Raw genomic sequence first — 12,879 nt, forward strand, 5'->3', positions numbered from 1 at the left:
CTTCGCGGATTCCACATCTTCGACGATCTGCTGGCTTCTGTCATTGCGATCAGCCTGCGGGGCACCTTGGATCGCTGGACAGTGAACCCCACGGGGGCTAGACCGGGCGACAGCCCGGCAGTGGCCGGAAAGCATGCTTGCGATGAAGGCCCCTCATGCCCAGTCTGAACGATATCCGATCCACCTTTCTAGGTTTCTTCGAGAAGAACGGTCACCGCGTGGTCGACAGCAGCCCGCTGGTGCCGCGAAACGATCCCACGCTGATGTTCACCAATTCCGGGATGGTTCAATTCAAGAACCTGTTCACCGGTGTCGAGACGCGCGACTATAACCGCGCGACGACCGCACAGAAATGCGTCCGCGCGGGCGGCAAGCACAACGATCTGGACAATGTAGGCTACACCGCCCGTCACCATACGTTCTTCGAGATGCTGGGCAACTTCAGCTTCGGCGATTATTTCAAGTCCGAGGCGATCCCCTATGCGTGGGAATTGCTGACAAAGGATTTCGGCATTCCGAAAGACAAGCTGCTGGTCACGGTCTATCACACCGATGACGAGGCCGCTGATATATGGAAGAAGGTCGCGGGTCTGTCGGATGACCGCATCATTCGCATCCCGACCAGCGATAATTTCTGGCAGATGGGCCCTACCGGCCCCTGCGGTCCCTGCACCGAGATTTTCTTTGATCACGGCGACCATATCTGGGGTGGCCCTCCGGGTTCTGCCGACGAGGACGGCGACCGCTTTATCGAGATCTGGAACCTGGTCTTCATGCAGAACGAGCAGTTCGAAGACGGCTCGATGCGCGCTTTGGACATGCAGTCGATCGACACCGGAATGGGGCTGGAACGGATCGGAGCGCTGCTGCAGGGCAAGCACGACAACTATGACACCGACCTGATGCGCAGCCTGATCGAGGCCAGCGCGCATGCGACCAGCGCCGATCCAGATGGACCCGGCAAGGTGCATCATCGCGTGATCGCCGACCACCTGCGCTCGACCAGTTTCCTGATCGCGGATGGCGTGATGCCCAGTAACGAAGGTCGCGGATATGTGCTGCGCCGCATCATGCGCCGCGCGATGCGCCATGCTCATATGCTGGGTGCGCAGGATCCCGTCATGCACAGGCTGGTTCCCGCGCTGGTTCATCAGATGGGTGCGGCCTATCCCGAACTGAATCGTGCGCAGGCCCTGATCGAGGAAACCCTGCGATCCGAGGAATCCCGTTTCCGGCAGACACTGGATCGTGGTTTGCGCCTGCTGGATGACGAGTTGGGCAAACTGCCAGAAGGCGCGAACCTGCCCGGCGAAGCTGCCTTCAAGCTGTATGACACCTATGGTTTCCCCCTGGACCTGACGCAGGACGCGTTGCGCGAGCAGGGCAGGGCGGTGGATATTGCGGGTTTCGACACTGCCATGGCCGAACAGAAGGCGAAGGCACGCGCGGCCTGGGCCGGCAGCGGCGAGACGAAGGACGCCGCGATCTGGTATGATCTGGCCGATCAGCATGGCGCGACCGAATTCCTGGGCTATGACACCGAAGAGGCCGAGGGGCAGGTCATGGCCCTGGTTAAGGACGGTGCCGAGATTGCCGAGGCCAGGGGAGGCGACACGATCCAGATCGTGGTGAACCAGTCTCCGTTCTACGCTGAATCGGGCGGTCAGGTCGGCGATAGCGGTCTGATCAAGACCGAGACCGGCGCCGCGCGCGTGACCGACACCAAGAAGGTCGCGGGCGTGTTCGTACATGTGGCCGAGGTGACGATGGGAACGCTGGCCCGCGGTCAGGCTGCGCAGCTGTCGGTGGACCATGATCGTCGCGGCATGATCCGGGCAAACCATTCGGCCACGCACCTGCTGCACGAGGCTTTGCGGCGCACGCTTGGCGAACATGTCGCACAGCGCGGCAGCTTGAACGCGCCGGATCGGCTGCGCTTTGACTTCAGCCACAACCATGCGGTTGGCGCTGAGGAAATGGCGAAGATCGAAGGCGAGGTGAACGACTATATCCGCCAGAACAGCCCCGTCGAAACCCGCATAATGACACCCGACGATGCCCGCGCCATCGGCGCGCAGGCGCTGTTTGGCGAGAAATACGGCGATGAGGTGCGGGTCGTCTCGATGGGCCGGCAGGCCAATTCGGGCAAGGGCGGCGACGGTCAGACCTATTCGCTGGAGCTTTGCGGCGGCACCCATGTCGCGCGCACCGGCGATATCGGGGCATTTGCCCTGCTGAGCGACGGCGCCTCGAGTGCGGGGGTGCGCCGGATCGAGGCGTTGACCGGCCAGGCGGCGCTGGAATATCTGCGCGGCGCCGACCGTCAGCTGAGTGAGATTGCAGGCATCCTTAAGGCCCAGGCTGGCGATGTCGTGAACCGCGTGCGCGCGCTGTCGGATGAACGCAAGGCGCTGGCCAACGAGGTCGCACAGCTGAAGCGTCAGTTGGCGATGGGCGGTGGCGGAGCGGCCGAGGCGAAAGAAATCGGCGGCGTCAAGTTCATCGGCCGCAGGGTCGAGGGGGTCGGCGGCAAAGAGCTTGGCCCTCTGGTTGATGAGATGAAGGCGCAACTGGGCAGCGGTGCCGTGCTGGTCCTGGCTGAAGCCGACGGGAAGGCAACCGTCGCGGCGGGCGTGACCCCGGATCTGGTGGAACGTCTCAGCGCGGTGACGCTGGTTCAGGCGGCAACGGTTGCGCTTGGCGGCAAGGGTGGCGGTGGCCGCCCCGACCGCGCACAGGGCGGTGCGCCCAGCCTTGATGCCGCCGATGCCGCGTTTGCCGAGGTTGAGAAGCTGATCGGAGAGATCGCATGACCGCGCTTTGGATCGCCCATGTCCATGTGATCGATGCCGAGGCCTATGGTCGCTATGCGAAAGCGGCCGGCCCGGCAATCGCGGCCCATGGTGGCGTCTTTCTGGCCCGCGGTGGGCGCTACAGGCAAATGGAAGGCGGCGATCGTTCACGCAATGTCGTGGCCCGCTTTCCCAGCCTTGAGGCCGCAGTTGCCTGTTACGAGAGCAGGGAATACCAGGCTGCCCTTGAACATGCCAAGGGCGCGGCCGAGCGCGACCTTGTGATCGTCGAGGAAACCCCGCCTGCATCTGAATAGGTGAACGCCTCAGACTTTCGTGCTAGGGCTGGCGCAAAGACGTCAAGACACGAAGGGGCAGGATCATGTGCCGTTGGGCGGCCTATGTGGGCCAACCCATTTTCCTTGAAGATATCGTCAGCCGCCCGGCGCATTCGTTGATCCGGCAAAGCCAAGGCGCGACCCGCTGCACCACGCCGGTCAATGCCGACGGCTTCGGACTGGCCTGGTACGGCGAACGCGGCGCACCGGGGCTGTATCGCGATGTGATGCCCGCTTGGTCGGACCCGAACCTGCGCAGTCTGGTCGCCCAGGTGCGCTCCGGCCTGTTCATGGCACATGTCCGCGCCTCGACCGGCACCGCGACCAGCCGCAACAATTGCCATCCTTTCGTCGTCGGAAACTGGTCCTTCATGCATAATGGCCAGTTCGGCGGCTACGATGCTTTCCGTCGCGATGCCGATTTTCTGATACCCGATGCGCTGTATGGACACCGCAAGGGCGCGACCGACAGTGAGGCGTTGTTCCTGATCGCACTGGGTGAGGGTCTGGCCGACGACCCGATCGGCGCGATGAGTCGCGCAATCGGGCGCCTGTCGGCCCTGTCGCGCCGCCGAGGCATGGCACCGCATGTTCGCGTCACCTGCGCCTTTTCGGATGGCATCCGTCTGTTCGCACTGCGCTGCGCGAGCGACGACCATGCACCGACGTTGTTCCATCGCTGGTCCGACAGTCGCAATGGGCGGGCGGTGGTGTCAGAACCTCTGGAGACGGATGAGGATGATTGGCAAGAAGTGCCGTCGGGCAGCTTCTGCATCTTCGAGGGGCAGGAAGTGAAGATCAGCGATTTCCGGATCGAGGAAACGGCGCAGGTTGCCTGACCTCAGCCCTGCGAATCTGCCTTGTGGTCGGATCCACTTTCGGCCCTGTTCGACAGCTGGGGGTCGGCGGGATCGGATGAAACCGCGCGGCCAGGTGATGCAGCTTCGGGCAGATGCGGGGTGGGGCGCGGCTGCGGCGCAGGCGACGCCGCGGCGGGATATTCCGGCTGCGGCCTGCGTTCCATATCTGCGACGCTGCCGGCCGATGCGGTCTGTGGACGGCGGAAAATCAGCAGATTGTGATAGACGGTGGCACGGCCCGTCAGTCCGCTGCGCTCTTCCGAGGGAAGAACATCGGCCCGGATATACTCCCAGCCCTCAGATGCCATCCGGTTCAGCTCGGCCGCGACCGCCAGGGCGTACCGGTCTGTCGGGGTCTTCGCGTCTTTCGCCTTTTCGCCGCGGGTCGGGGCCGGAATGGCGGTATATTCGAAGCGCATCGTGCTGTCCTGCCTGAGATCCGAGATGACAGATAAAGCAGTCGCCGCCACAAGGAAAGTGCGCGCGGGTCGCACGATCCGGCAAATCCGCGTCGGTTCTGTGGCCCGGCAGTCGGCATCTGATGGGATGCTTGACCGGACCGCCACGCTTCGGTATCAGCGCGCGGTGCCTGAAACGGGCATCGACTGATGAAACCAAGAAATGCCGTGGCCATCCTGTCTCGCTTCGAGGATGTGTCCGGCCAAGGAGAAGCGACATGAAACTGCATGAAATTCACGATAACGAAGGCGCAAACCGCAAGAAAAAGCGTGTTGCGCGCGGCCCCGGCTCGGGCAAGGGCAAGACCGCTGGCCGCGGTATCAAGGGTCAGAAATCGCGTTCCGGCGTCGCGCTGGGTGGTTACGAAGGCGGCCAGATGCCGCTGTATCGTCGCCTGCCCAAGCGTGGCTTCACCAAGCCGAACGCAAAAAGCTTCGCGGTGATCAACCTGGGTCAACTGCAGTCCTTCGTGGATGCAGGCAAGCTGGACCCGAAAGCCGAAGTGACCGAGGATTCGCTGGTCGAAGCCGGTATCGTCCGCCGCAAGCTGGACGGTGTGCGTCTGCTGGCGAAAGGCGAACTGAAGGCGGGGCTGACCATCGTCGTCACCGGCGCATCCAAGGCTGCTGTCGAAGCGGTCGAGAAGGCGGGCGGCAAGGTGACGCTGCCGGCTGCTGCGGCGGCCGCGGAATAAGCTGTTGATTGGGGCGCACGCGCCCCATAGATAGCGAAGCAGGTTTTCCAGGCGCCGCCGGTCCCCGGAAACGGGTCGGCGGCGCTGTCATGACACGGGACGGATTCACATGGCGTCAGCCGCAGAACAGATGGCCGCTAACCTCTCTTGGGGGGCATTGGGCAAGGCCACGGAACTTCGCCAGCGCATCTGGTTCACGATCGGACTGCTGATCATCTATCGCCTAGGGACCTATATCCCGGTGCCAGGGATCGATGGCGCCGCGCTTCGGAACTTCATGGAGCAGGCGCAGTCGGGCATCGGCGGCATCCTGTCGATGTTCACCGGTGGCGCGCTGGGACGGATGGGCGTCTTCGCGCTGGGGATCATGCCTTATATTTCGGCCTCGATCATCGTGCAGTTGCTGGCATCCATGGTGCCGTCGCTGGAGCAGTTGAAGAAAGAGGGCGAGCAGGGCCGCAAGAAGATCAACCAGTATACGCGCTACGGCACCGTGCTGCTGGCGCTGTTCCAGGCTTACGGCTTGGCACGCAGCCTTGAGGCTGGCGGACTGGCGCACACGCCGGGCCTGTTCTTCCAGGCCTCGGTCGTGATTACGCTGGTCGGCGGGACGATGTTCCTGATGTGGCTGGGTGAACAGATTACCGCGCGCGGGATCGGCAACGGCATTTCGTTGATCATCTTCGTCGGCATCGTCGCCGAGATTCCCGCCGCGCTTGCCAATTTCTTTGCGCAGGGACGGTCGGGCGCGATTTCCACTCCGGTGATTCTTGGCGTGATCGTCATGGTCGTCGCGGTGATCGCCTTCGTTGTCTTCATGGAGCGCGCGCTGCGCAAGCTGCGCATCCAGTACCCGCGCCGTCAGGTCGGCATGAAGATCTATGATGGCCAGTCGTCGCATCTGCCTATCAAGGTTAACCCGGCTGGCGTCATTCCGGCGATCTTCGCCAGCTCGCTGCTGCTGCTGCCGGTCACCATCTCGACCTTCTCGGGCAACCAGGCGGGCCCGATCATGTCCACGATCCTGGCATATTTCGGACCCGGGCAGCCGCTTTACCTGCTGTTCTTCGCGGCGATGATCGTGTTCTTCGCCTATTTCTATACCCAGAACGTGTCGTTCAAATCCGACGATGTGGCCGACAACCTGAAAAATCAGGGCGGTTTCATTCCCGGCATCCGTCCGGGCAAGCGTACCGAAGAATATCTGGATTACGTCGTGAACCGGGTGCTGGTCATCGGTTCGGCCTATCTGGCAGGGGTCTGCCTGCTGCCCGAAATCATCCGTCACCAGTGGTCGGTGCCGTTCTATTTTGGCGGCACATCGGTCCTGATCGTGGTTTCGGTGACGATGGATACGATCAACCAGGTGCAAAGCCATCTGCTTGCACATCAGTACGAAGGCCTGATTGAGAAATCCCAGCTGCGTGGTAAACGGAAGCCGGGAACCGCGAAGCCGCGCCGCGCACCGTCGCGTCGCTGAGACTGACTGAAGAACAGCCAGCCGAGGGGGACAGGCTTTCATGACGATCAACATTATTCTTCTGGGGCCTCCGGGTGCCGGCAAAGGAACGCAGGCCAAGAAACTGGTCGAAGATCGGGGCGTGGTGCAGTTGTCGACGGGCGACATGCTGCGCGCGGCCCGCAGTTCGGGCACGGAAATGGGCAATCGCGTTGCAGCGGTCATGGACCGCGGCGAACTGGTTACCGATGAGATCGTCATCGGTCTGATCCGCGAGAAACTGGAAGAGGGCGGCAAGGGCTTCATCTTTGACGGCTTCCCGCGCACTCTGGCTCAGGCTGACGCGTTGGGCGATCTGCTGACCGAGATGGGCATGAAACTGGATGCCGCGATTGAACTGAAGGTCGATGACGAGGCGCTGGTTGCACGCATCGTCAAGCGCGCCGAGGAATCGCGCGCTGCCGGTGAGCCTGTGCGCAAGGACGACACGCCCGAGGTCTTTTCCGACCGCCTGCGCGAGTACTACAAGAAGACCGCGCCGCTTCTTGGTTACTATTATGCCAAGGGCGATCTTCGGCAGGTGGACGGCATGGCGCCGATGGACCAGGTGGCCGCCCAGATCGCGGACGTTCTGGGGGACTGAAACCTTCGCCTTGATCCGCTTTGCGGCTTGTCAAGATGAATTCGACGCCTGCCCTTGACGGGGCAGGCGTCTGCCTTTAGATCACGGCATCTCGTAAGAGAATCATCCGCATGTCGGGTGGACGATAGACTGGCCCGAAGGCACGGCCCTCGGGCCTTGTGTTGTGAAAAAAGGTTCCGGTGCTACGGAACCGCAACTGGAAAAGGATAACGCGTGGCTCGTATTGCTGGCGTCAACATTCCGACGGGGAAACGTGTCCCCATCGCACTGACCTATATCCATGGCATCGGCTCCATGTATGCCGAACAGATCTGCGAGGCCGTCGGCATCGACCGCGCGCGCCGCATCAACGAGCTGTCGGATGCCGAAGTTCTGCAGATCCGTGAGTATATCGACGCCAATCTGACCGTCGAAGGCGATCTGCGCCGCGAGAACCAGATGAACATCAAGCGGATGATGGATCTGGGGTCGTATCGTGGTCTGCGTCATCGTCGTGGCCTGCCGGTCCGCGGTCAGCGCACCCACACCAATGCCCGCACCCGCAAGGGCCCGGCGAAGCCGATCGCCGGCAAGAAGAAGTAAGGGGGACGGACAATGGCTCGCGACAAGACTCGTATGAAGCGCAAGGAACGCAAAAACATCGCCACCGGTGTGGCGCATGTTAATTCCAGCTTCAACAATACCAAGATCCTGATTTCTGACGTTCAGGGCAACGCGATCTCGTGGTCGTCCGCCGGAACGATGGGCTTCAAGGGCAGCCGTAAGTCGACGCCCTACGCCGCACAGATGGCCGCCGAAGACGCCGGCCGCAAGGCGCAGGAACATGGCGTGAAGACGCTGGAAGTCGAAGTTCAGGGCCCCGGCTCGGGCCGCGAATCGGCCTTGCGCGCATTGGCTGCGGTCGGCTTCAACATCACGGCAATCCGCGATGTGACCCCGATTGCACATAACGGCTGCCGCCCGCCCAAGCGTCGCCGCGTCTGATCCTGGATTATCAATACCCTGCCCGTGCCAAGAGGCGCGGGCAGGACTTTTCGCATTTCACCTCGGGCGTTTCCGACCTTGGTCATGGGCCGGGAACAAGTATGGAGGCAAATCCATGATCCACAAGAATTGGGCCGAGCTCATCAAGCCGACACAGCTGGTCGTCAAGCCGGGCGCAGACGCGACCCGGACCGCGACGCTGGTCGCCGAGCCGCTGGAGCGGGGCTTTGGCCTGACGCTTGGCAACGCGCTGCGCCGGGTGCTTCTGTCGTCGCTGCAGGGCGGCGCGATCACCTCGGTCCAGATCGATAACGTCCTGCACGAATTCAGCAGCGTTGCCGGGGTCCGCGAGGACGTCACCGACATCGTGCTGAACCTAAAGGGCGTCACGCTGAAGATGGATGTCGAAGGCCCCAAGAGGCTGACGCTTGCGGCGAAGGGTCCGGGCGAGGTCAAGGCCAGCGCCATTCAGGAAACCGCCGGTATCACGGTTCTGAACCGCGATCATGTCATCTGCCATCTGGATGACGGCGCCGATCTGAACATGGAACTGACCGTCGCGACCGGCAAGGGTTATGTCGCCGCGGACAAGAACCGTCCCGAAGATGCCCCGATCGGTCTGATCCCGATCGATGCGATCTTCTCGCCGGTGAAGCGTGTCAGCTATGAAGTCACGCCGACCCGCGAAGGGCAGGTGCTGGACTATGACAAGCTGACGATGAAGATCGAGACGGACGGCTCGCTGACGCCGGAAGACGCCGTGGCCTACGCCGCGCGGATCGTTCAGGACCAGCTTTCGGTGTTCGTGAACTTCGACGAGCCGGAATCGGCCAGCCGCCAAGACAGCGATGACGGGCTGGAATTCGATCCGCGCCTGTTGAAGAAGGTTGATGAGCTGGAGCTGTCTGTCCGTTCGGCGAACTGCCTGAAGAACGACAACATCGTCTATATCGGCGACCTGATCCAGAAGACCGAAGCCGAGATGCTGCGGACCCCGAACTTCGGCCGCAAATCCTTGAACGAGATCAAGGAAGTGCTGTCGGGCATGGGCCTGCACCTGGGCATGGACGTGGTCGATTGGCCGCCGGAGAACATCGAGGATCTGGCCAAGCGTTTCGACGACCAGTTCTGAGAAATGGACGGGGGGTGACCCCCGTCCCATTCGGGCGCAAGCCCCAAGGAGAGTGGCCCGCACGCATGGGCTGCCGGACAAAGCAAAACACGCACTAGGAGATCATCATGCGTCACGCCCGCGGCTATCGCCGCCTCAACCGTACCCACGAGCACCGCAAGGCGCTGTTTGCCAACATGGCCGGCTCGCTGATCGAGCACGAGCAGATCAAGACGACGCTGCCCAAGGCCAAGGAACTGCGTCCGATCGTGGAAAAGCTGATCACGCTTGCCAAGCGCGGCGATCTGCACGCCCGCCGTCAGGCCGCGTCGCAGTTGAAGCAGGACCAGCACGTCGCCAAGCTGTTCGACGAGCTGGGCGCCCGCTACAAGGACCGCCAGGGTGGATATGTCCGCGTCCTGAAGGCCGGCTTCCGTTATGGTGACATGGCCCCCATGGCGATCATCGAACTGGTGGACCGCGATCCGTCGGCCAAGGGCGCTGCTGATCGGGCGCGCACCGAAGCTGAAGTTGCCGAGGATTGATAATGGCCTGGCGCCCGTGATGGGCGCTACTCATACGAATCAGACGCCCTGCCGCTGTTGAAGTGGCGGGGCGTTTTCGTTGGATGCGCCAGAATTCCTGGGGCGGCCGGGTCGATCTATAAGGTGCTTCAGTGCCACAGCGACGTCACGACACTCGGCAAGATCCAGCGCCCCGCAATGTTGCAGATCAAGCAATTGCTGGCGCAAATCGTCCGGTAAGGCTATCATCGGGTCTGTCCGCGCCAAGATATAATCCTGCGATCATTAACGGACTAGCAACTATATTGCTCCAACACTACTTTGTACGTTGACGGTAACGAACTCAATTTGTCTAAAAAGTCATGTCCTCACGCGCTGACATAAACGCCGGATTGCGGAAACTGGGCAAATTTGCCCCGTCAGGCTATTTTGTTGGCCTGCACATCCGCTTTGCTGCGCCATTGATGCAATTTCAAACCTACCCACAGGAATGGGCGGATTTCTATTCCCAGAACGGCTACGCGCTTCGTGACCCCACGATCGCATGGGGGTTTTCGACGACGGGCGCCTGCCGCTGGTCGAATCTGCCGATTCCCGATCCGTTCAACATCCTCAAGGATGCCGCCGATCACGGCCTGATTTTCGGGCTGACGGTCTCTCACGGACCGATCAGCTCTCGCACCATCGCAAGCTTTGCGCGCGACGACCGCGAGTTCAAGGATGACGAGATCGCAGATATCTCGACAACGGTACGACGGCTTCACGAAATCACGGAGCCGCCGGCGAGCCTGACAAAGGCTCAGAAAGAAGCCCTTCGTTGCATCGCGGAGGGCGATCGTCACGCAGCAGCGGCTGCCAAACTTGGCATTACCGAAAGCGCGTTCAAGGCTCGGCTGATCTCGGTTCGTGAAAGACTGAAGGCCAGAACGACTGCCGAGGCGCTGCAGAGGGCCAAGGAATACCGTCTGTTGTAGGCGTTCGCCCAGGGGAACCGTGAGGCGGTGAGGGGTCCCCTCACACCCCAGGAGTACGTAATAATGCAGACGACCACCCTTTCATTCTCGAACCTCCACAACCACGGAGAACTGTTCGCAAACCTGTTCCGTGCGCGCAAGCAAAGCTTCATCGTCCAGAAGAACTGGGACCTTCCCGAAGCGGACGACATGGAATTCGACCAGTATGACACGCCGCAAAGTCGCTGGATCGCGATCCATGACAAGGGCGCCGTCATGGCCGGCATCCGGTTGACGCCCACCACGGCGCGCTGTGGCATTTACAGCTACATGATTCGCGACGCACAGAAAGGCATCCTTGGCGGGTCGATCCCACAGGATCTGCTGTATGGCGATGCCCCTGTCGAGGAGCAGACTTGGGAATGTTCGCGCGTGTTCGTCAGCCATTCGATTCCGCAGATGTATCGCCGCAAGGTCCATTTCAAGATGGTCGAGGCGATGACGGGCTCTGCCCGCGAACTGGGCGCGACCAAGCTGATCGCGCTGACCGGTGCGAACTGGCCGCGCTGGTATGGGCGTTGCGGTCTGGATGCACATGCGATCGGCCGCGAGATGTGGATCGACGACGGCAGTTTCCAGTGCGTGTCGATCGATTTGTCGGGCAAGATGCACTGATCTTTCCGGGTGCTGGAAGGGGGCTGGTTCGCCCCCTTCGCCAGGCCTAGTATCGCCGCGTCATGGCAGATCTATTCGAAACAAGCCCAAACCCCGAGCCTCGTGCCGCAGCGTCGCCGAGGCCATTGGCAGATCGCATTCGTCCGATGCGCATGACGGATGTGATAGGTCAGGAAAATATCCTTGGGTCCGAAGGCCCGTTGGGGTCGATGCTGGCGGCGGGCAGCCTGTCCTCTCTGATCCTCTGGGGTCCGCCTGGCGTCGGCAAGACCACCATCGCCCGTCTGCTGGCCGACGAGACCGATCTTGCCTTCGTCCAGATCAGCGCGATCTTTACGGGCGTCCCCGAGCTGCGAAAGGTGTTCGATGCCGCGAAGCTGCGCCGTCAGCAAGGTCGCGGCACATTGCTGTTCGTCGATGAAATCCATCGTTTCAACAAGGCGCAGCAGGACAGCTTCCTGCCGCACATGGAAGACGGAACGATCCTTCTGGTCGGCGCCACGACCGAGAACCCGTCATTCGAACTGAACGCCGCGCTGATGTCGCGGGCGCAGGTGATCGTTCTGCAAAGGCTGAGCCTTGCGGATCTGGAACGCCTCGCGCAGCGCGCCGAGAAAGAGCTTGGGCGTAAGCTGCCGCTGACCGCATCCGCACGCGAAGCGCTGCTAGAGATGGCGGATGGCGATGGCCGCGCGGCGCTGAACCTGATCGAACAGGTTGCGGCGTGGAAGACGGAAGCACCCGTCGATCAACAGGCAATGGCACAGCGGTTGATGCGGCGGGCCGCGAAATACGACAAGTCCGGCGATGAACATTACAACCTCATTTCTGCCCTGCACAAATCGGTGCGGGGCAGCGATCCCGACGCCGCCTTGTACTGGTTCGGCAGAATGCTGGAGGGCGGCGAAGATCCGCGCTATCTGGCGCGCCGCATCACACGGATGGCCGTAGAGGATATCGGCCTGGCCGATCCGGCCGCCGCCCGGCACTGTCTTGATGCTTGGTCCCTGTATGAACGGCTTGGCAGTCCCGAGGGTGAACTGGCGCTGGCACAGGCGCTGATCTATCTCGCGCTGGCGCCGAAATCGAACGCGGGCTATGTCGCATATAAAGGGGCGCGGGCCGAGGCCCGTCGCACCGGCAGCCTGATGCCCCCCGCCCATATCCTGAACGCGCCGACGCGGATGATGAAAGACCAGGGCTACGGTTCGGGCTATGCCTATGATCACGACGCCGAAGACGGGTTCAGCGGCCAAAACTATTTTCCCGACGGTATGAAACGGCCCGTTCTCTATACTCCGGTCGAACGGGGCTTCGAGAGAGAGCTTAAGAAGCGGCTGGACTGGTTCGTGGGACTGCGAAAAAAGCGCGGCGGTTGACTTTCGCC

At 61.9% G+C, this 12,879-nt stretch carries 14 protein-coding genes; 13 read left to right on the plus strand and 1 reads right to left on the minus strand.

The genetic code is table 11. The features are described from left to right. Positions 1-155: 155 nt before the first annotated feature. The 3 genes from alaS (at position 156) to MU516_RS11160 (ending at position 3,969) form a co-directional block, all read left to right on the plus strand. Complete coding sequence (alaS, locus tag MU516_RS11150) at positions 156-2,813, plus strand: alanine--tRNA ligase (RefSeq protein ID WP_260277288.1); 2,658 nt, start codon at positions 156-158, stop codon at positions 2,811-2,813. Next, a complete protein-coding gene (locus MU516_RS11155) occupies positions 2,810-3,109 on the plus strand; it encodes a DUF1330 domain-containing protein (protein ID WP_260277289.1) in 300 nt (99 codons plus the stop codon). Before alaS ends, MU516_RS11155 begins: the two co-directional genes overlap by 4 nt. 65 nt (positions 3,110-3,174) lie before the next feature. After that, positions 3,175-3,969, plus strand: a complete 795-nt coding sequence (locus MU516_RS11160) for a class II glutamine amidotransferase (protein ID WP_260277290.1) — start codon at positions 3,175-3,177, stop codon at positions 3,967-3,969. A 2-nt stretch (positions 3,970-3,971) separates the two neighbouring features. Here MU516_RS11160 and MU516_RS11165 read toward each other — a convergent pair whose 3' ends face one another. Next, positions 3,972-4,409, minus strand: a complete 438-nt coding sequence (locus MU516_RS11165; protein WP_260277291.1) for a DUF4177 domain-containing protein — start codon at positions 4,407-4,409, stop codon at positions 3,972-3,974. A 257-nt stretch (positions 4,410-4,666) separates the two neighbouring features. Here MU516_RS11165 and rplO point away from each other — a divergent pair, with 257 nt between their 5' ends. The 10 genes from rplO to MU516_RS11215 all read left to right on the plus strand — a co-directional run bounded on the left by rplO (position 4,667) and on the right by MU516_RS11215 (position 12,871). After that, positions 4,667-5,143, plus strand: a complete 477-nt coding sequence (gene rplO, locus MU516_RS11170) for a 50S ribosomal protein L15 (protein WP_209056534.1) — start codon at positions 4,667-4,669, stop codon at positions 5,141-5,143. Positions 5,144-5,252: 109 nt separating this feature from the next. Beyond that, entirely contained in the window at positions 5,253-6,623 is a 1,371-nt protein-coding gene (secY, locus tag MU516_RS11175; RefSeq protein ID WP_209056533.1) for a preprotein translocase subunit SecY, read from the plus strand. 46 nt (positions 6,624-6,669) lie between these two features. After that, positions 6,670-7,245 (plus strand): adenylate kinase, encoded by a 576-nt coding sequence (locus MU516_RS11180; RefSeq protein WP_425606849.1) that lies wholly within the window; start codon positions 6,670-6,672, stop codon positions 7,243-7,245. 213 nt (positions 7,246-7,458) lie between these two features. Next, entirely contained in the window at positions 7,459-7,827 is a 369-nt protein-coding gene (gene rpsM, locus MU516_RS11185) for a 30S ribosomal protein S13 (RefSeq protein WP_209056531.1), read from the plus strand. 12 nt (positions 7,828-7,839) lie between these two features. After that, positions 7,840-8,229 carry a 30S ribosomal protein S11 gene (gene rpsK / locus MU516_RS11190; RefSeq protein WP_089344978.1) on the plus strand — a complete coding sequence of 130 codons (390 nt, stop codon included), beginning with the start codon at positions 7,840-7,842 and terminating at the stop codon, positions 8,227-8,229. A gap of 115 nt (positions 8,230-8,344) precedes the next feature. Next, positions 8,345-9,361: a DNA-directed RNA polymerase subunit alpha gene (locus MU516_RS11195; RefSeq protein ID WP_209056530.1), complete on the plus strand. Its 1,017-nt coding sequence runs from the start codon at positions 8,345-8,347 to the stop codon at positions 9,359-9,361. Positions 9,362-9,468: 107 nt separating this feature from the next. Next, positions 9,469-9,885: a 50S ribosomal protein L17 gene (rplQ, locus tag MU516_RS11200; protein WP_209056529.1), complete on the plus strand. Its 417-nt coding sequence runs from the start codon at positions 9,469-9,471 to the stop codon at positions 9,883-9,885. A 341-nt stretch (positions 9,886-10,226) separates the two neighbouring features. After that, positions 10,227-10,838: a helix-turn-helix transcriptional regulator gene (locus MU516_RS11205; protein WP_260277293.1), complete on the plus strand. Its 612-nt coding sequence runs from the start codon at positions 10,227-10,229 to the stop codon at positions 10,836-10,838. 63 nt (positions 10,839-10,901) lie between these two features. Further along, positions 10,902-11,492, plus strand: coding sequence for an acyl-homoserine-lactone synthase (locus MU516_RS11210; RefSeq protein WP_209056526.1), 591 nt, complete (start codon positions 10,902-10,904; stop codon positions 11,490-11,492). A gap of 62 nt (positions 11,493-11,554) precedes the next feature. Then, on the plus strand, positions 11,555-12,871 hold the full coding sequence (locus MU516_RS11215) for a replication-associated recombination protein A (RefSeq protein ID WP_260277294.1): 1,317 nt from the start codon (positions 11,555-11,557) through the stop codon (positions 12,869-12,871). Positions 12,872-12,879 lie beyond the last annotated feature (8 nt).

The sequence above is a fragment of the Paracoccus maritimus genome, assembly GCF_025195095.1.
Taxonomy (GTDB): Bacteria; Pseudomonadota; Alphaproteobacteria; order Rhodobacterales; family Rhodobacteraceae; genus Paracoccus; species Paracoccus maritimus.